The organism is Ruegeria sp. C12, assembly GCF_056537745.1.
In genome coordinates this window covers 209,809-227,606 of sequence record NZ_JBQFSA010000003.1, presented here as the reverse complement: position 1 = coordinate 227,606, position 17,798 = coordinate 209,809, and the positions used below count along the sequence as shown (strand labels likewise).

Annotated in this window: 18 protein-coding genes; 13 read left to right on the top strand and 5 right to left on the bottom strand. The window is 59.2% G+C overall.

All coding sequences use genetic code 11. The features are described from left to right. The first annotated feature begins 157 nt into the window (after window positions 1-157). The 9 genes from ACR0C9_RS08485 to ACR0C9_RS08445 all read left to right on the top strand — a co-directional run bounded on the left by ACR0C9_RS08485 (window position 158) and on the right by ACR0C9_RS08445 (window position 9,139). Window positions 158-2,101, top strand: a complete 1,944-nt coding sequence (locus ACR0C9_RS08485; RefSeq protein ID WP_170453692.1) for an AMP-binding protein — start codon at window positions 158-160, stop codon at window positions 2,099-2,101. A gap of 75 nt (window positions 2,102-2,176) precedes the next feature. Then, the gene (locus tag ACR0C9_RS08480) at window positions 2,177-2,995 is read left to right on the top strand and encodes an ABC transporter ATP-binding protein (protein ID WP_170453417.1); all 819 of its coding nucleotides are present in this window, start codon (window positions 2,177-2,179) and stop codon (window positions 2,993-2,995) included. A gap of 29 nt (window positions 2,996-3,024) precedes the next feature. Then, window positions 3,025-4,011 (top strand): branched-chain amino acid ABC transporter permease, encoded by a 987-nt coding sequence (locus tag ACR0C9_RS08475; protein WP_480780795.1) that lies wholly within the window; start codon window positions 3,025-3,027, stop codon window positions 4,009-4,011. After that, on the top strand, window positions 4,012-4,266 hold the full coding sequence (locus ACR0C9_RS08470) for a hypothetical protein (protein WP_480780794.1): 255 nt from the start codon (window positions 4,012-4,014) through the stop codon (window positions 4,264-4,266). Further along, entirely contained in the window at window positions 4,263-4,520 is a 258-nt protein-coding gene (locus ACR0C9_RS08465; RefSeq protein ID WP_480514451.1) for a hypothetical protein, read from the top strand. The genes ACR0C9_RS08470 and ACR0C9_RS08465 overlap by 4 nt, the downstream gene beginning before the upstream one ends. 3 nt (window positions 4,521-4,523) lie before the next feature. After that, window positions 4,524-5,600, top strand: a complete 1,077-nt coding sequence (locus ACR0C9_RS08460) for a branched-chain amino acid ABC transporter permease (protein ID WP_480780793.1) — start codon at window positions 4,524-4,526, stop codon at window positions 5,598-5,600. 74 nt (window positions 5,601-5,674) lie between these two features. Beyond that, complete coding sequence (locus tag ACR0C9_RS08455; protein ID WP_170453421.1) at window positions 5,675-6,958, top strand: ABC transporter substrate-binding protein; 1,284 nt, start codon at window positions 5,675-5,677, stop codon at window positions 6,956-6,958. 110 nt (window positions 6,959-7,068) lie between these two features. Then, on the top strand, window positions 7,069-7,902 hold the full coding sequence (locus ACR0C9_RS08450) for an ABC transporter ATP-binding protein (RefSeq protein WP_170453422.1): 834 nt from the start codon (window positions 7,069-7,071) through the stop codon (window positions 7,900-7,902). A gap of 19 nt (window positions 7,903-7,921) precedes the next feature. Then, the gene (locus ACR0C9_RS08445; protein ID WP_480780792.1) at window positions 7,922-9,139 is read left to right on the top strand and encodes a phenylacetate--CoA ligase family protein; all 1,218 of its coding nucleotides are present in this window, start codon (window positions 7,922-7,924) and stop codon (window positions 9,137-9,139) included. Between the two features lie 44 nt (window positions 9,140-9,183). Here ACR0C9_RS08445 and ACR0C9_RS08440 read toward each other — a convergent pair whose 3' ends face one another. Next, entirely contained in the window at window positions 9,184-9,708 is a 525-nt protein-coding gene (locus tag ACR0C9_RS08440; protein ID WP_480780791.1) for a hypothetical protein, read from the bottom strand. A 136-nt stretch (window positions 9,709-9,844) separates the two neighbouring features. Between ACR0C9_RS08440 and ACR0C9_RS08435 the strand changes: the two genes are divergently transcribed. Together ACR0C9_RS08435 and ACR0C9_RS08430 are read left to right on the top strand one after the other, a co-directional pair. Further along, complete coding sequence (locus ACR0C9_RS08435) at window positions 9,845-11,509, top strand: ABC transporter permease (protein WP_480780790.1); 1,665 nt, start codon at window positions 9,845-9,847, stop codon at window positions 11,507-11,509. 73 nt (window positions 11,510-11,582) lie between these two features. Next, complete coding sequence (locus ACR0C9_RS08430) at window positions 11,583-11,933, top strand: DUF2794 domain-containing protein (RefSeq protein WP_170521016.1); 351 nt, start codon at window positions 11,583-11,585, stop codon at window positions 11,931-11,933. Here ACR0C9_RS08430 and ACR0C9_RS08425 read toward each other — a convergent pair. The 3 genes from ACR0C9_RS08425 to ACR0C9_RS08415 form a co-directional block, all read right to left on the bottom strand. Continuing rightward, window positions 11,930-12,667 (bottom strand): C40 family peptidase, encoded by a 738-nt coding sequence (locus ACR0C9_RS08425; RefSeq protein WP_480780789.1) that lies wholly within the window; start codon window positions 12,665-12,667, stop codon window positions 11,930-11,932. The two genes, ACR0C9_RS08430 and ACR0C9_RS08425, sit on opposite strands and share 4 nt — an antisense overlap. Next, entirely contained in the window at window positions 12,664-14,046 is a 1,383-nt protein-coding gene (locus ACR0C9_RS08420; protein ID WP_480780788.1) for a leucyl aminopeptidase family protein, read from the bottom strand. The genes ACR0C9_RS08425 and ACR0C9_RS08420 overlap by 4 nt, the downstream gene beginning before the upstream one ends. A gap of 63 nt (window positions 14,047-14,109) precedes the next feature. Next, entirely contained in the window at window positions 14,110-14,499 is a 390-nt protein-coding gene (locus ACR0C9_RS08415) for a hypothetical protein (RefSeq protein WP_480780787.1), read from the bottom strand. A gap of 144 nt (window positions 14,500-14,643) precedes the next feature. Here ACR0C9_RS08415 and ACR0C9_RS08410 point away from each other — a divergent pair, with 144 nt between their 5' ends. Both ACR0C9_RS08410 and ACR0C9_RS08405 read left to right on the top strand, forming a co-directional pair. Next, window positions 14,644-15,294 (top strand): carbonic anhydrase, encoded by a 651-nt coding sequence (locus ACR0C9_RS08410; RefSeq protein WP_170453429.1) that lies wholly within the window; start codon window positions 14,644-14,646, stop codon window positions 15,292-15,294. Between the two features lie 103 nt (window positions 15,295-15,397). Next, on the top strand, window positions 15,398-15,934 hold the full coding sequence (locus tag ACR0C9_RS08405; protein ID WP_480780786.1) for an SRPBCC family protein: 537 nt from the start codon (window positions 15,398-15,400) through the stop codon (window positions 15,932-15,934). 25 nt (window positions 15,935-15,959) lie between these two features. On the opposite strand, the gene ACR0C9_RS08400 is transcribed toward ACR0C9_RS08405, so the two are convergent. Continuing rightward, the gene (locus ACR0C9_RS08400; RefSeq protein WP_480780785.1) at window positions 15,960-17,795 is read right to left on the bottom strand and encodes an amidohydrolase; all 1,836 of its coding nucleotides are present in this window, start codon (window positions 17,793-17,795) and stop codon (window positions 15,960-15,962) included. Window positions 17,796-17,798 lie beyond the last annotated feature (3 nt).

Genomic DNA, 17,798 nt, shown 5'->3' with positions numbered 1-17,798 from the left:
GAAAACATCAGGAAAAAGTTGACGCTGATCGTGCAACCGTCCCTTATCGGGGCGCAGGTGTTCGGGCAACGACCCGGACCCGCCATTTCCGGCCCGGAGGAGGGGCCGGATGGGGAGGAGAGGAAGATTGGCTCAGACGCAGTCGGGCGCTGAGGGGATGCAGTCCCTTCCGGCGCTGTTACACCGCAATGTCACGCAGTTCGGGGATGCCCCGGCGTACCGCGAAAAGGAATTCGGGATCTGGCAATGCTGGACCTGGGCCGAGGCCGCGCGGGAAATCCGCGCCATCGCGCTGGGCTTTCTGGAGCTGGGTGTTGAAAAGGGCGACCATATCGCCGTCATAGGCCGCAACCGCCCGGCGCATTACTGGTCGATGGTCGCCGCACAGATGGTCGGCGCGGTGCCTGTGCCGCTGTATCAGGACTCGGTCGCCGAAGAGATGGCCTATGTGCTGGAACATTGCGGCGCGAAATACGTTGTCTGCGGCGATCAGGAGCAGGTCGACAAGGTCATCGAAATTCAGGAAAACGTGCATCAGGTCAAACACATCCTCTATACCGACAAGCGAGGGATGCGGAAATACGACCATTCCCAGATGAATGCGCTTGAGGACATCATGGCCGAGGGCAGCGCCGGTCACGCGCGGTTTGATGCGGAACTGGACAAGCGTATCGCCGCGATCACCTATGACGACACCTGCGTGATGCTTTATACCAGCGGAACAACGGGCAAGCCCAAGGGCGTGGTGTTGTCGAACCGGAACGTGATCGAAAGCGCCAAGAACTCGGCCGAATTCGATCATCTGACCCGGAACGAAGACATCCTGTCTTATCTGCCGATGGCCTGGGTGGGCGATTTCATCTTTTCCGTTGGTCAGGCCTATTGGTGCGGTTTCTGCGTGAACTGCCCCGAAAGCGCCGACACAATGATGACCGACCTGCGCGAGATCGGGCCGACCTATTTCTTTGCCCCGCCGCGCGTTTTTGAGACTCAGCTGACCAATGTGATGATCCGGATGGAGGATGCGGGCAAGCTGAAGCAGCGCATGTTCCATCACTTCATGGCCCATGCCAAGAAGGTTGGTGGCTTGCTGCTGGACGGCAAGCCGGTGGGTTTTGGTGACAAGCTGAAATACGCGCTGGGTAATCTGCTGGTCTATGGACCGCTCAAGGACACCCTGGGCTATGGTCGTTTCCGCGTGGGCTATACCGCGGGCGAGGCGATCGGGCCGGAGATTTTCGATTTCTACCGCTCGCTTGGGATCAACCTGAAACAGCTTTACGGCCAGACCGAAGCGACGGTGTTCATCACCGTTCAGCCGGATGGTGAAGTACGCGCGGATACGGTGGGCGTGCCTGCGCCGGATGTTGAGCTGAAAATCGACGACAGTGGAGAGATTCACTACCGCTCGCCCGGGGTGTTTGTTGAATATTACAACAACCCGGATTCGACCGCCTCGACCAAGGATGCCGAGGGTTGGGTGGCCACCGGCGATGCGGGGTTCATCGAGGAAGGCAGCGGCCATCTGCGGATCATCGACCGCGCCAAGGATGTGGGCAAGATGGCTGACGGGTCGATGTTTGCGCCGAAATATGTCGAGAACAAGCTGAAATTCTATCCTGACATTCTTGAGGTCGTGCTGTTTGGCAACGGCAAGGATCGCTGCGTGGCGTTCATCAATATCGACCTGACAGCGGTAGGCAACTGGGCCGAACGCAACAATGTGGCCTATGCGTCCTATCAGGAACTGGCGGGACATCCCCGTGTGTTAGAGACGATCAAGGCCCATGTGGAAGCGGTGAACAAGTCGGTTGCCGCCGATGAGATGCTGTCGGGCTGTCAGGTGCATCGCTTTGTGGTGCTGCACAAGGAACTGGATGCAGACGATGGTGAGATGACCCGGACGCGCAAGGTGCGACGTCGGTTCGTGGAAGAGAAATTCCAGGACATTATCGATGCGCTTTATGACGGATCTCAGTCGGTCTCGACCACCACCGAGGTGACGTATGAGGACGGTCGCAAGGGCTCGATCAGCGCCACGCTGGAGATTGTCGACGCGCCGGTTGTGCCGGTCGCACAGCATAAGGTGGCGGCGGAATGAGGGCCGTTCGAGCGCCGCTCGACCTGCGGTCATCGCCCCGCCCGCCGTCCCGTTTTTTGTGTCAGGGAGTGACTGATGCTGGATAGTTCCGAAGGATATGTCACCGAAGACGGCCGCAAGATCGGCGGTGTGGTGATGGAGATGAAGAACATCACCCTGCGCTTTGGCGGTGTGGTGGCGATCAAGGATATCTCGTTCGACATTCGCGAGGGTGAGATCCGCGCCATCATCGGGCCGAACGGGGCGGGTAAATCCTCGATGCTGAACGTGATTTCGGGGTTCTATGTCCCGCAGGAAGGCGAGGTCTGGTTTCACGGCGCGAAACGCCCGCCGATGCGCCCCTATGAGGTGGCGCGGCAGGGGATCGCGCGGACGTTCCAGAACATCGCTCTGTTCGAAGGCATGAGCGTGCTGGACAACGTCATGACCGGGCGGCTGAACTATATGAAAACCAACATCCTTCAACAGGCACTGTGGAAGGGCAAGGCCGAGGCGGAAGAGACCGAAAACCGCGAGGCGGTCGAGAAGATCATCGATTTTCTGGAAATCCAGCACATCCGCAAGACACCCGTCGCGCGCCTGCCTTACGGTTTGAAAAAGCGCGTCGAACTGGCGCGCGCGCTGGCCGCCGAGCCCAAGCTGCTGCTGCTGGACGAACCGATGGCGGGGATGAATGTCGAAGAGAAAGAGGACATGAGCCGCTTTATCCTCGACGTGAATGACGAGTTCGGCACCACCATCGCCCTGATCGAGCATGATATGGGCGTGGTTATGGACCTGAGCGACCGGGTGGTCGTGATGGATTACGGCAAGAAGATCGGCGACGGCACACCGGACGAGGTGCGCAACAATCAGGAAGTCATCGACGCTTATCTGGGGGTCAGCCATGACTGATATCCGGGCAGATATTTGGGGAGGCAAGCATGCCTGAACAACTCGTTTTTGCGATGGAGGTCATCCTCAACGGTCTGATGGCCGGGGTGCTTTACGCTCTGGTCGCGCTGGGCTTTGTGCTGATCTACAAGGCGTCGGGGATTTTCAATTATGCCCAAGGGGTTATGGCGCTGTTTGCGGCGATGACTCTGGTGGGGATCATGAACGGACAGGTGCCGTTTGCGCATCTGATCAACGCGATTTTCGGCACGCATATCCACTATTTCGGCTGGAACGTGCCCGCGCTGCTGGCGATCCTGCTGACCATGGCGGTGATGGTCCTGCTGGCTTGGGCGGTGCAGCGGTTCGTCATGCGCCATCTGGTCGGGCAGGAACCGATCATCCTGTTCATGGCCACAATCGGTCTGGCCTATTTCCTTGAAGGTGTGGCCGACCTGATGTGGGGGTCCGAGATCAAGACGCTGGATGTGGGGTTGCCGCAGGGGATCAACCTTTGGATTGATGAGACGACGTATCAGATCTTTGATTACGGGTTCTTCATCGACAATCTGGACATCGTAGCGACGGTGATTGCGGCGTTGCTGGTAGCGGCTCTGGTCGCGTTCAGCCAGTACACCAAGCAGGGCCGGGCGATGCGCGCGGTGGCGGATGACCATCAGGCGGCGCTGTCGGTGGGGATTTCGCTCAACTTCATCTGGATCATGGTCTGGTCGGTGGCCGGGTTTGTCGCTCTGGTCGCAGGCATCATGTGGGGTACCAAGTCGGGCGTGCAGTTCTCGCTGTCGCTGATCGCGCTCAAGGCGCTGCCGGTGCTGATGCTGGGCGGGTTCACCTCGATCCCCGGCGCCATTGTCGGCGGGTTGATCATCGGTGTGGGCGAGAAGCTGTTCGAATTCGCTCTGGGTCCGGCTCTGGGTGGCGCGACCGAGAACTGGTTTGCCTATGTGCTGGCCTTGATCTTCCTCGTGTTCCGGCCCCAAGGTCTCTTCGGTGAGAAAATTATCGAGAGAGTTTAGATGGATAAGTTGGAACCCCTGTTCAAATCGCTGCCTATTGCCTTGCTGGTCTATGGGTTCGCTCGGTCGCTGGGCGATCTTTTTGAGCTGAGCTTTTCAGGGTCAAGCATGGCGATCGCTGGCGATACGGAGTGGGAGATGAGAATGCTTCTTTACGTCGGATACCTGAGGGCCTTGGACTCGTTGTTCTTCTACGCGGCGTTTGCTGCGGTTGTGCACTGGCTAAATGTAAGAAGCAGGAGTGCGTTGGCATGACAAAACTCCTCGCCATCATCAACGTCATCGCATGGGCCGGGTTTTGGGCGTTTGGGTATATCGCTCTGACCTCGGACGACCTGACCGACAGCCAACTGACCATTGCGGCGATCCTGGCTTTTGCGGGGCTGATCATGGGTGTTCTGGCCTACCTGAAACTCGTGCGCGCGTCAGAGGCGAGCGGATATGCCAAAGGGTCCAACCAACTGGACGCTGCGGCCCGGAACCGGGCGCAGGAAGAATGGGGAAAGTAAGATATGTTCTATCGTGAGGCCGGGGATTTCAAAACCTCGTACATTGATGACAGCCAAACCTTTCCGATCAAATTCGACCGGTACCGGTACTATGTCGTGCTGGCGGTGGCGTTCGGGATCATTCCGTTCATTATCAACGATTACTGGGCCAACGCGCTGCTGCTGCCGTTCCTGATCTATGCCATCGCGGCCATCGGGCTGAACATTCTGGTGGGCTATTGCGGGCAGGTGTCATTGGGCACCGGCGGGTTCATGGCTGTGGGCGCTTATGCCTGTTACAAGCTGATGACCGCCTTTCCCGATGTCAGCATGTTCATCCATGTGCTGCTTGCGGGCGGGATCACCGCCATTGTCGGCGTGCTGTTCGGCCTTCCAAGCTTGCGGATCAAGGGGTTCTATCTGGCGGTGGCCACACTGGCGGCGCAGTTCTTTCTGGTGTGGCTGTTCAACCGGGTGCCGTGGTTCTACAACTACTCGGCCTCGGGCCAGATCAACGCGCCCGAGCGGGACGTGTTCGGGATCATCATCACCGGACCCAATGCTCCGGCCTGGGCCACCTATCTGTTCTGCCTGATCTTCCTGACTGTGTCCGCGATCATCGCCCGCAACCTGACGCGCGGCACCACGGGGCGCACCTGGATGGCGATCCGCGACATGGACATCGCGGCCGAGATCATCGGGGTGAACCCGCTCAAGGCCAAGATCAGCGCCTTTGCCGTCAGCTCTTTCTTTGTCGGCATCGCGGGTGCGCTGTTCTTTGCGGTTTATCTGGGCGCTGTCGAAGTGGGCGAAGTGTTCGGCATCCAGAAGTCATTCCTGGTGCTGTTCATGGTGATTATCGGCGGGTTAGGGTCTATTTTCGGGTCCTTCGCCGGGGCGGCCTTCCTTGTGCTGCTGCCTGTGGTGCTGAAGGTGGTCGGCGTCGATGTGCTAGGTTGGCCCACCGATATCGTGGCGCACCTGAACCTTGTGATCGTGGGTGCGCTGATCATCATGTTCCTGATCCTTGAACCGCACGGGCTGGCACAACTGTGGCGCGTGGCGAAAGAGAAACTCAGACTCTGGCCGTTCCCGCACTAAGGGGCTGGCCCAATCAAAAAGACGGGCGGAAAGCCCGAAACCAACATCGGATCAACCAAGGGAGGAGACACCCGATGAACAAGAAACTGGCAACCCTGGCGCTGGGCGCTGTGATGGCCGCAGGTCCGGTCATGGCCGACCTTGTGTTCCCGTCGCTCAGCTATCGGACCGGACCTTATGCGGCAGGCGGTATTCCGTTTGCGGACGGCTATGCCGACTATTTCACCCTGCTGAACGAGCGCGATGGTGGCATCGGAGGTGTCCCAGCCCGCGTGATCGAATGCGAAACCGGCTATAACACCGAAAAAGGTGTGGAATGCTATGAGTCTACCAAGGGCGAAGGCGCGCTGGTCTATCAGCCGCTGTCGACCGGGATTACCTATCAGCTGATCCCCAAAGTGACCGCAGATGGCATTCCGCTGCACACGATGGGCTACGGTCGGACCTCGGCTGCGAACGGCAAGGTGTTCAGCCATGTGTTCAACTATCCGGCCAACTACTGGAACGGTGCGTCGGGCGCGATCAACTATCTGCTGGACGAGAATGGCGGCGACCTGAACGGCAAGAAAATCGCGCTGGTCTACCACAACTCGGCTTACGGCAAGGAACCGATCCGCACGCTGGAAACACTGGCCGAAAAGCATGGCTATGACCTGACCCTGCTGCCCGTGGATCATCCGGGGCAAGAGCAAAAGTCGCAGTGGCTGCAGATCCGCCGTGAAAAGCCCGATTATGTGATCATGTGGGGCTGGGGCGTGATGAACCAGGTTGCCGTACAAGAGGCCGCCAATATCCGCTTCCCGATGGAAAACTTCATCGGCGTCTGGTGGTCTGGCGCTGAATTCGACGTGGAACCTGCGGGCGACAAAGCCACCGGCTACAAGGCGCTGACCTTCACCGGTCTCGGCATGGACTATCCGGTCTATGACGACCTGCAGAAATATGTCGTCGATGCGGGCAAAGCCGCAGGTGCAGGTGATCAGCTTGGTACGGTTCAGTACAACCGTGGTCTCTATGCTGCGATGCTGGCTGCCGAGGCGGTGAAGACTGCGCAGGACATGCACGGAACTGCTGAAATCGACGCGTCGATGATGCGCGATGGCATGGAGGCACTGGAAATCACCAGCGCCAAGATGGAAGGCTTGGGCATGTCGGGCTTTGGGCCTGAATTCTCGGTCAGCTGTGACAACCATGGTGGCCCCGGCCTGGTCGGCGTCGTGCAGTGGGATGCCGCCGCAGGTACCTGGAATTCGGTTCAGGACTTCAAGCCAACCGATGTCGAGGTCATCAACGCGCTGATCGAGGAAGACTCGGCCGCTTATGCCGCCGAAAACAACATCGAAGGGCGCTGCGAATAAGCGACCCCCTGTCCCGGTCCTGATCCGGGGCGCTGAAAATCCGGAGCGGCGGTTGCACTGCCGCTCCTCACGAACAGCTCCTTCGGGGGCAGGCACGAGGACACGCGCTGATGCTTGATGCGGCACACACCACCGAAGTGCAGGCAGAAACCCTGCTTGAGGTCAACAATATCGAGGTGATCTACAACCATGTGATCCTTGTGCTGAAAGGCGTCAGCCTGACCGTACCCAAGGGCGGTATCACGGCTTTGCTGGGTGGCAATGGTGCGGGTAAGACAACAACGCTGAAAGCCGTATCGAACCTGCTGCATTCGGAACGGGGCGAAGTCACCAAGGGCTCGATCAAATATCGCGGCCAAAGCGTGCATGAAAGCGATCCCGCCGATCTGGTGGAAAAGGGCGTCATCCAGGTGATGGAAGGCCGCCACTGTTTCGAACACCTGACGGTCGAGGAAAACCTGCTGACCGGCGCCTATACCCGTAAAGATGGCAATGCCGCGATCCAACAGGATCTGGAACTGGTCTATAGTTATTTCCCCCGTCTGAAAGAACGTCGCAAATCTCAGGCCGGTTATACCTCGGGTGGGGAACAGCAGATGGTGGCGATGGGCCGGGCGCTAATGTCACGGCCCGAGACGATCCTTCTGGACGAACCCTCGATGGGTCTTGCGCCGCAGCTGGTCGAAGAGATTTTCGGCATCGTGAAGGATTTGAACGAAAAAGAGGGCGTGTCTTTCCTGCTGGCCGAACAGAACACCAATGTGGCGCTGCGCTTTGCGCACTACGGCTACATTCTGGAATCGGGCCGCGTGGTGATGGACGGGCCCGCCGCCGAGCTGCGCGAAAACCCGGATGTGAAAGAATTCTACCTTGGCATGTCCGAGGAAGGCCGCAAGAGCTTTCGCGACGTCCGCTCGTACCGTCGCCGCAAGCGGTGGTTGTGATCTGATGGAGGATATGGCGATGACCTATTTCGACACACTCGAAACGCGCTCAGCCGACGAACGCGCCTCGGATCAGGCCGCCGCTTTGCGCGCGCAGCTGGAACGGGCGAAATCTTCTCCGGGCTTTACGGCGCATCTGGCGGGAAAAGACACTAATAAGGTGGATTCGGCGGATGATCTGCCCATGTTGCCAGTGCTGCGCAAATCGGACCTGACGCGCGCGCAAGCCAGTCGTCCGCCTTTTGGCGGCTTCACGGTGAAACCGGCGCGGCACTTTCATCAGGTGTTCCAATCCCCCGGCCCGATTTACGAGCCGGGCAGCACCGATCACGATTGGTGGCGCATGGGGCGGTTCCTGAACGCAGTGGGTGTTGGGGCTGGCGATATCGTTCAGAACTGTTTCGGCTATCACCTGACACCTGCGGGCATGATCTTTGAAAACGGCGCACGCGCGGTTGGCGCTGCGGTTCTGCCCGCCGGAACCGGCCAGACCGAATTGCAGGTCACAGCGGCGCGTGATGTCGGATGCACCGCTTATGCCGGCACGCCGGACTATCTGAAGGTCATTCTGGACAAGGCGGACGCGATGGGCGTTGCGCTGAACTTCTCGAAGGCGGCGGTGGGCGGCGGTGCGCTGTTCCCGTCACTGCGGCAGGAATATGCGGATCGCGGGATTTCCTGCCTGCAATGCTATGCCACGGCTGATCTGGGCAATGTCGCCTATGAAAGCGCTGCGATGGAAGGAATGATCATTGACGAGCATGTCATCGTCGAGATCGTGACCCCCGGAACCGGCATTCCTGTGGCCATTGGTGAAGTGGGTGAGGTTGTCGTGACCTCGCTGAACCCCGACTACCCCCTGATCCGGTTTGCGACCGGAGACCTGTCGGCGCTGATGCCCGGCGTCTCACCCTGCGGTCGGACCAATATGCGGATCAAGGGCTGGATGGGCCGTGCCGATCAGACCACCAAGATCAAGGGCATGTTCGTGCGGCCCGAACAGGTGGCGGCTCTGGTCGAAAAACACGACGAGATCGTCAAAGCTCGCGTGATCGCCGCGCGTCAGGGCGAGATGGACACCATGACCGTCCAGATCGAAAGCCCGGGCGGGGATGACACGGCCTATGCCAAATCGGTCGCCGAGGTGCTGAAACTGAAAGGCGCCATCGAGGTTGTCGCCCCCGGATCGCTGCCGAAAGACGGTTTGGTGATCGAGGATCAGCGGGTTTATGAATGACACCCGCGTAAGGCGAGGTTTTCTTCGCCTTACGTTTGACGAACTCATTTGGTGTTCAGAACGCTGGTTACCAATTCCGGATGGCCATTGTTCCTAAGCAATATCCCGGAATGTAGGCTGTAGGAGCCGAAAGTTCTCAAAGGGTGAATGCTCCACTGAAATTCCCTCTTTGGAATGCGACCGTTGATCAAAACTCCCTCTCCGTCGTACTTATATGATGCCCACATAATTTTTCGCGAATAGGCAATAGGATTGGACACATGGAAGCCGCTGGCCTTCATCCAACTGATCAGTTTGTTTGGGCTCGACAGGTGCTGGGCGACGGCGATCAAGCAATAGTCCAATTCTTCCAGAAATCTGATCTTTTGCCAGTTTAGGGTCGAATTTTCCAAAGTCTCATCCTCTGCTACCAAGCATGCTTTCGCGAATTCGGTGTCGACGATTGTTTCTGCCCGCACTGGAAAGCCCGCCAGCGCTAATATCGACATGGTCAGAAAAACTCGGCAGGGCATTGCATATCCAATCTTGGCGTAATGCCTCAGCCGAACAGAAGCGTTGTCCGGCAGCAAGTCTGGAATCCCTTATCACGTACAAGTCACGAATGGGGGATTGAGCAAACTCGGGAGCGGTAGTTAGCTGTATTGGTGCTGGCAATCCCGACGATTTTAGTCGAAAAGGACACTCAGAGCATTCTGAAGACGCCGGATGACCCAGATCGACTATTCTGAAAACGGATCGCGGAACCGCGGCGTACGCGGCACCCGGCTTTTGGCCGGGCTGGCCTATGTGGTTGCAGCGGCCTGCCTGTTGCCGATGGTGGCCGTTGTTCTGGCGGCGCTGACCGGCGGGACCGACACGATTGCGCATCTGGCCGAGACGGTGCTGCCCCGGTACACGGTGACCACGCTCATCCTGGTTGTTTTGGTCGCTGCGGGTACGTTCAGCATTGGCACCGGGGCCGCGTGGCTGGTCACGATGACCCGGTTTCCCGGCGTACGCTTGCTTGAGATTGCGCTGGTTCTGCCGCTGGCCTTTCCGGCATATGTGCTGGCCTATGCCTATACCTTTATTCTGGATCATCCGGGGATCGTGCAATCCACCCTGCGCGATGTAACGGGGTGGGGCCCGCGCGATTACTGGTTCCCCGAGATCCGCTCGACCGAGGGTGCGGCGGCGATGCTGATCCTTGTGCTGTATCCGTATGTCTACCTGCTGGCCCGCGCGGCCTTTTTGCAGCAAAGCGCAACCGCCTTTCTGGCGGCGCGTGCGTTGGGCAACAACCCATGGCTCGCGTTTCGGCGCGTGTCTCTGCCGATGGCGCGCCCGGCGATTGCGGGCGGCGTGCTGTTGGCGGTGATGGAGACCATCGCGGATTTTGGCACCGTGTCCTATTTCGGTGTCCAGACCTTTGCGACGGGTATCTATACCAGTTGGTTTTCGCTGGCCGATCGCGCGGGTGCCGCGCAACTGGCCTTATGCCTTTTGACCTTTGCTTTGGTCATGGCAGTGGCTGAACGCACGCAGCGGGGCAAGGCAAAATACTATCAGGCGGGCAAGCAGCACGCAGCGCAGCCCGCCGCACATCTGACCGGCTGGCGCGCTGTCGGTGCCTTTGTTCTATGCGCTGTCCCGGTGCTGTTCGGGTTTCTGCTGCCGGTGATTATTCTGGTTGAGATGGGAATGGAATCCGAGCAGAACCTGCTGTCGGAGCGTTATCTCGGGTTCATCCGCAACTCACTGATCCTTGCGGGGACCGCAGCGGTTGTCACCGTGTCTGCCGCCATCAGCGTCGGGTTTTTTCAGCGCCTTCGCCCCGGTCGCGCCTCGTCAGTTGCGGCTTATATCTCGCGTTTGGGTTACGCGGTTCCGGGCGGGGTGATCGCGGTCGGGCTGATCGTCCCCTTTGCTGCCTTCGACAACGCGCTGGATGCGTGGATGCGCCAGACGTTTGATATCTCAACCGGTCTGCTGGTCACCGGCTCGATCTGGTTGCTGGTTGCAGCCTATATGGTGCGGTTTCTGGCAGCGGCTCTGAGCGCGTATGAAGGCGGGCAGAGCACGGTTCACGCCAATATGGACGCTGCCGCGCGATCCCTGGGGCAAACGCCCTTGGGCACGCTGCGGCGGGTGCATCTGCCCATTCTGACGCCCTCGCTGCTGACCGCATTGCTGATCGTCTTTGTCGATGTGATGAAGGAACTGCCCGCGACACTGATCATGCGGCCATTCAACTTTGATACGCTGGCAGTGCAGGCGTACCGGTTGGCGTCGGACGAGCGGCTTGAGGGCGCGGCGGTGCCCTCATTGGTCATTCTGGCCGTCGGATTGCTGCCCGTGATCCTGATTTGCCGACAGGTCGGACGCCGGTAACACCTTTTGACGAATTGAAGCATAGCGGCGCAACAGGCTTGATTCGGGCGCAATTTCCGGCAAGGCTTGGGGTATGAACATGCAGCCTCCCAGCCGGTTTTCTGCAAACTCGGCCCAGATGCCCGTCGCGTTCGACCGGCGCGAGATGTCCCATATCCTGTCCGTATACGGCCGGATGGTCGCCGCCGGAGAATGGCGCGATTACGGAATTTCCAACCTGTGCGACATGGCGATTTTCTCGATTTTCCGGCGCACGGCGGAACATCCGATCTATCGCATCGAAAAGCACCCACGCCTGCGGCAGAAACAGGGGATGTATTCGGTTGTCGGTATGGACGGACGTATCCTGAAACGCGGCCATGATCTGCGCACGGTGCTGAGGGTGCTGGAGCGTAAGCTGATCCGCTCTGTCAGCCCGGATTAGAGCCTTTTATGGGCTGTCACAGGCCCGTCGCCTTGGGCCAGAATGCGGGCGATTGCCTGATCCATAGGCTCATAGGCCACTGCCATTTGATACGCGTTCGCATGCAACAGCATGTTCGGCCCTGAAACCCATGCCACATGGCCCTTCCAGAACAGCAGGTCGCCGCGTTTGGGCGGTGTGCCCTCAGGTAGCGCAGTGCCAACTGCCTGCTCCTGATCACCACTGTCACCCGGACACGCGACACCGCAAGCCAGCAACCCGGCCTGAACCAGCCCGGAACAGTCGATCCCGAACCGGCTGTTGCCGCCCCACAGATAGGGCGTGCCCAGAAACAGCTCGGCCACTGTCACCGGGTCAGATTGACTGTCCGAAACCGGCGCGGTGTGGACCGCAGGAATGAACCCCAATTCGGTTTCCAGAAACCCGTCGGTCTGCGACAGGGCCTGCACCGTGCTGCCGAAACTCAGCGAAGCCAGATCGCGGGTTTTCATATCCGCCTGTTCATAGGCGTGGGTTGCGGGGGCGGTGATCCTGTGGGTTTGCGGCACCTCGGGGCCCAATTGGGCTGAACAAACCCAGCCGGAATAGGTGTCCTTGTCTGCGGTAATCTGGCTCCACCCGTCTTGTTCTATGGCAACCTGCACGGTGTCCCCGAACAGCAATTGCCGGTCACGCGCACCATCGGGACTGCGCAGCAGGTCAATGACGGGCTGGATGACGCGCAGGCGGGTCACAGGCCCAAAATCTCGGGCAGGGCGTTCAGGACGGCGCGCGGGCCTTGGCCCAAACCGCCTTTGCTGCGTCCTGGTGACTTGCTGGGCTGCCACGCATAGATATCGAAATGCATATAGGCGCTGTTTTCGACAAAGCGGCGCAGGAACAGGGCGGCGGTGATGGATCCCGCGAACCCGCCCGAGGGGGCGTTGTCCAGATCGGCAATCCCCGGCTCGATCATCGCCTCGTAGGGTGTATGGAACGGCATCCGCCAGACCGGATCGGCCGAGCGTTGCGCGGCCTGCGTCAGTGCCGCCGCCGCCTGATCGTCATCCGTATAGAACGGGGCCAGATCCGGGCCGACGGCCACGCGCGCGGCCCCTGTCAGGGTTGCCATCGAGATCACCAGATCCGGCTGCCCCTCATCCGCCAGCGCAAGCGCGTCGGCCAGCACCAACCGCCCCTCGGCATCGGTATTGTTGATCTCGACCGTCAGACCCTTGCGCGAGGTCAGGATGTCACCGGGGCGGAAGGCGTTGCCTGCCACCGCATTTTCAACCGCCGGGATCAGCACCCGCAGTTGCAGCGGCAGATTCAGCTCCATGATCATCCGGGCCAGCCCCAGCACATTCGCCGCGCCGCCCATATCCTTCTTCATCAGACCCATGGACGCGCCGGGTTTCAGGTTCAGACCACCCGTATCGAAACACACACCCTTGCCGACCAGCGTCAGCTTAGGCCCTTTGTTGCCCCAGATTATCTCGATCAGACGCGGGGCCTGATCTGCTGCGCGGCCAACTGCATGGATCATCGGAAAATTCTGCTCCAGCAGCGCATCACCGGTGATGGTGCTGCATGTCGCCCCGAATTCCTGCGCCAGCGCTTCCGCCGCCTGTTGCAACTGGCCGGGCCCCATGTCCGAGGCCGGAGTGTTGACCAGATCGCGGGTCAGCGCCTCGGCATTGGCCATCGCCTCAAGCCGCGCGGCATCTACAGTATCCGGCGCGACCAGACGCGCCTTGGCCGGGGATTGGCTGGCGTAGCGGTCAAACGCATAGCCGGTCAGCAGCCAGCCCAGACACTCCATCTCCAACTGATCGGGCGGGACATCGGACCCGAGGTGATACGTGCCTTCGGGCAGCGCCTCGGCAGCGGCGGCCAGAGGGAAGCGTTTGCGGGCGCGTTTGGCCTGCGTTCCATAGCCCGCCAGCGCAAACCCGGCCCGGCCATCCTTGCCCGGCACCAAAAGCGCCTGACCTATTGCACCGGTGAACCCGTTCACCTCCACCCAATCACGAACATGATCCGGCTGGTCCTGAAGCCATCCGTCCAGATCGGATTGACCAAGCACATGCAGCAGAACAGAAGCGTCAGAGGGCGGGGCAAAGCTTAGGGTCATGGGCGTCTCGGCTGATTGAATTTGCGCCCAGACTAGCCACCTGCGACCCGCCCGCAACCCCCGTCAGACGGAAAGGTCCTGCTGATCCCAAACGGCGGTCAACGACCGCTCACCCACGCGGATCAGCCGCCCCAGCGTTGCACCCGCCGCCACCGCATCCCCGGCATCGACCGCGCCTGCCACGTTGCCCGCAATCCGCGCCAGTGCGGTCATCCCGACCTGATCGGCGATCGCCACCAGCGATTTCGAGCATTTGCGCAGGTTCTCCCAATCGCGCTGCCGCCAGAACCGTTCGCAATTCGACAGGCGCACGGCCAGTTCCTCGACCGTGCGGCACAGCACATCCAACGCGTTCTTGTCGCCCAGTTGCCGGTACAGCCCGCTGAGGCGATCCGGGTCCAGTCGCACGGTTTCCTTATGTTCAAGTGTGAGTATCTTATCCACCACATTCACCCTAGTTCAGACGCCCCCACGGCGTAGGCCTGATGTTTGGCGGGAAATTCTTTGCAAATCCTTGCGCCGAGTTCGGATAATGGCTCGAATTTTCCTTGAATTCAGTTTACAGCGGCCTAAGCAATTGAAGACAGGAACACCGAAATGGATATAGCCAAACCTTTGCCAACCTATCTGGTGAAACGGTATCACGGCTGGAAGGCGACGACATATTCCGAAAATCAGGTCTGGTATCGGCGTCTGGCGGATGAGGGGCAGCGCCCCCGCGCCATGGTGATTTCCTGCTGCGACAGCCGGGTGCATGTGACTTCGATCTTCGGGGCGGATCAGGGTGAGTTCTTCATTCACCGCAATATCGCCAATCTTGTCCCGCCTTACGCGCCCGATGGCGACCATCATGGTACTAGTGCTGCCATCGAATACGCCGTGACGGCCCTGAAAGTGGCGCATTTGATCGTGTTGGGGCATTCGCAATGTGGCGGTGTGCAGGGCTGTATCGACATGTGCAAGGGGCAGGCCCCGCAACTTGAGGCCAAGGAAAGCTTTGTCGGCCGCTGGATGGACATCCTGAAGCCCAAATATGATCTGGTCGCAGATATCGAAGACAGCGCCGATCAGGCCCGCCAGTTCGAGCGGCAGGCGGTTGTGGCGTCGCTGGAGAACCTGATGACCTTCCCATTTGTGGCGTCGGCAGTCGAAGACGACACGCTCAGCCTGCACGGGCTTTGGACGGATATCGGTGCGGGCGGGCTGGAGTGTTTCGATCCGCACCAGAAGAGGTTCGTGCCGGTCTGACAGCGACGAACCGCCAGCGCAGGCCACAGGTGCAGTTCAGGGTCTGGTTTTCAGTTGCATTCCGGTATGCTCAGGTCATTGATCGCAATCTCCGGAGCATATTATGAAATGGATTAAACGCATTGTTCTCAGCCTGATCGTGCTTGTTCTGGCGCTTGTCGGTGTCTCTTACCTGCTGCCCGGCAAGGCCGAAGTGTCCCGCAGTATCACAATCGATGCACCGCCCGAGGCGATCTTTCCTTACGTGAACTCCATGCAGGAGACCGAGCAATGGTCGCCCTGGCTGCACCGCGACCCCAACACTCAACTGACCTATTCCGGGCCAGACGCGGGTGTCGGTAACACGCTGAACTGGGCTTCCGACCATCCTCAGGTTGGCACCGGCTCGCAGGAGATCGTTGAGAGCGTCGAGAACCAAAGTGTCCAGACAGCGCTGGATTTTGGCCCGATGGGTACCGCCTCGGCCTCGTTCGTCCTGCAGCCCGAAGGGTCGGGGACCGAGGTGACCTGGGGCTTTACATCCGATCTTGGCCTCAATCCGATGACGCGCTGGATGGGGCTGATGATGGATTCTTGGGTTGGTGGCGACTACGAGCGTGGATTGACCAACCTGAAGGCGTTGGTTGAGGGGCAGGGGTGAGACCTGTCCTTTGGTTATTTGTCACTCAGTTCTGCGCTGAACCCAAAGTCAACCAAGGTCGTTCAACCTCCATGCCCTGATAGATCGCGTGCAGAAACCTGTGCGCGACAACCGGGTCATTCGAAAATGGAGAGATGTTGAGGTGCCCTTCCTTGACGCCGATTTCGGCTTCATAGACGACGACATCACCTTTCACTGTTGTTAGGACTTGTAGCTCGGCCAGAGTTTCAGGGTTCACCGCAGTTGGGTCGTCCGACAGGATCACGAAATCGGCGACTTTCCCAACTTCGATCGAACCCTTCTGATCCTCTTCGAAATGTTGCCATGCGGGCCAAATCGTCATCGCCTTGAGCGCAGTCATCACATCGACACGCTGATGCGGTCCCAGAATGTCCCCAGATCGGGTGCGTCGGGTCACGGTGGCGGCAAGCACGCGCATACTGTCGGGCAGGGCGACCGGCGCGTCGTGATGGGTGCCGAACATCATGCCGCGTTCGTTTATCCATCCCGTGGGTGAGATATTCTCACCGTTGATCGGGCCAACCGTATGATCGCGATGCCAGTCACCCCAATAGAAGGTGTGCATTGGGAAAACCGACGGAAACACGCCCAAGCGTTTGAAGCTGACCACCTGATCCTCGCGCAGAAATTGGCCATGGATCAGAACCGGGCGGTTTCCGGGGTCGCCGTATTTCATTTGGGCTTCTTCCAGGGCCGCGATCAGCATATCTGATGCGCCTTCACCGTTCGAGTGCACAAGTATTTGGATGCCATTTTCGTAGCACCAGTTCACTGCGTTTTGCAGCTGCTCCATTGTGATCGCGGAATAGCCCGTATATCCTGCGGGGTAATTGCCGACCGGATCGTAGTAGGGCCGATCCCGCAACGCGGTGAAGCCTTGCGGTGAGCCATCGATGGTCAGCTTGCATCCGCCGACGCGCACGCGATCTGCATAGTCTTTTGAGACATTCGCCTCGACATAGTCCTGCGACTCGAGCACGTCTGGGAACGCAACAACATCAATGGGCAGCCCGTCCTCTGCACCGACCATTTTCAAGACTTCAACGATTTCTCCGGATGATCGGCCTTCTTGTCCGGTTGTGTACCCGAATGAGGCCCAGAGTTGGCTGCCTGCACGAGCAAATTCGGTCAGGCCTTCTTCGCCCAGATTACTCAGAAGTGGCACTAAAACAGAGAAAAACGCATATTCTTCCAGAACGCCATTGGGCTCCCCAGCCTCATCTCGCTGAATGACACCGCCGGGTGGGGCTTCTGTCTCGGCGGTTATTCCAGCCAGTTCCAGCGCTTTGGAGTTCGCCACACCCAGATGACCGGATTGATGGATAATGACGACGGGTAAGTCTGTTGAAACCTCATCAAGCTCCTGACGAGTCGGGTGTCGAAGTTCCGCCAACTGGGCATTGTCATAGCCAAATCCGATGATCATTTTCACCTGTTCTACAGCCTCGGAATTCACCGAGGCCCAGTCTGATAGCGTTGCCTGCAAGCTTGCGATATTCGTGACTTCACCATCTGGCGGGGCCAGAAGATTGGCCGAAAGCGCTTGCAATCCACCCATGACGACATGGCCATGACTATCTACAAAGCCAGGTAACATGGCGCGGCCTGCAAGGTCGAACGCTTCGGTCGTTTCGTCGCGATGCGGGGCCACATCTTCTAGTGAACCCACTGCAAGTATCCGACCATCCTTGACAGCAACTGCCTCGGCGGTCGGCTGATCGTCGTCGATCGTCAGAATAGGACCGCCGGAATAAATCGTATCTGCAATGTCTTGCGCGGTTGCGGATTGTGAAAACCCAAACACGGCTAAGATCAATGCTGGAAGGGATAAAATACGCATTGT

Bases quoted from the DNA above. Each gene is read 5' to 3' on its own strand.
- ACR0C9_RS08485 (WP_170453692.1), top strand. From the start codon at position 158: ATGCAGTCCCTTCCGGCGCTGTTACACCGCAATGTCACGCAGTTCGGG.
- ACR0C9_RS08480 (WP_170453417.1), top strand. From the start codon at position 2,177: ATGCTGGATAGTTCCGAAGGATATGTCACCGAAGACGGCCGCAAGATC.
- ACR0C9_RS08475 (WP_480780795.1), top strand. From the start codon at position 3,025: ATGCCTGAACAACTCGTTTTTGCGATGGAGGTCATCCTCAACGGTCTG.
- ACR0C9_RS08470 (WP_480780794.1), top strand. From the start codon at position 4,012: ATGGATAAGTTGGAACCCCTGTTCAAATCGCTGCCTATTGCCTTGCTG.
- ACR0C9_RS08465 (WP_480514451.1), top strand. From the start codon at position 4,263: ATGACAAAACTCCTCGCCATCATCAACGTCATCGCATGGGCCGGGTTT.
- ACR0C9_RS08460 (WP_480780793.1), top strand. From the start codon at position 4,524: ATGTTCTATCGTGAGGCCGGGGATTTCAAAACCTCGTACATTGATGAC.
- ACR0C9_RS08455 (WP_170453421.1), top strand. From the start codon at position 5,675: ATGAACAAGAAACTGGCAACCCTGGCGCTGGGCGCTGTGATGGCCGCA.
- ACR0C9_RS08450 (WP_170453422.1), top strand. From the start codon at position 7,069: ATGCTTGATGCGGCACACACCACCGAAGTGCAGGCAGAAACCCTGCTT.
- ACR0C9_RS08445 (WP_480780792.1), top strand. From the start codon at position 7,922: ATGACCTATTTCGACACACTCGAAACGCGCTCAGCCGACGAACGCGCC.
- ACR0C9_RS08435 (WP_480780790.1), top strand. From the start codon at position 9,845: ATGACCCAGATCGACTATTCTGAAAACGGATCGCGGAACCGCGGCGTA.
- ACR0C9_RS08430 (WP_170521016.1), top strand. From the start codon at position 11,583: ATGAACATGCAGCCTCCCAGCCGGTTTTCTGCAAACTCGGCCCAGATG.
- ACR0C9_RS08420 (WP_480780788.1), bottom strand. From the start codon at position 14,046: ATGACCCTAAGCTTTGCCCCGCCCTCTGACGCTTCTGTTCTGCTGCAT.
- ACR0C9_RS08410 (WP_170453429.1), top strand. From the start codon at position 14,644: ATGGATATAGCCAAACCTTTGCCAACCTATCTGGTGAAACGGTATCAC.
- ACR0C9_RS08405 (WP_480780786.1), top strand. From the start codon at position 15,398: ATGAAATGGATTAAACGCATTGTTCTCAGCCTGATCGTGCTTGTTCTG.
- ACR0C9_RS08400 (WP_480780785.1), bottom strand. From the start codon at position 17,795: ATGCGTATTTTATCCCTTCCAGCATTGATCTTAGCCGTGTTTGGGTTT.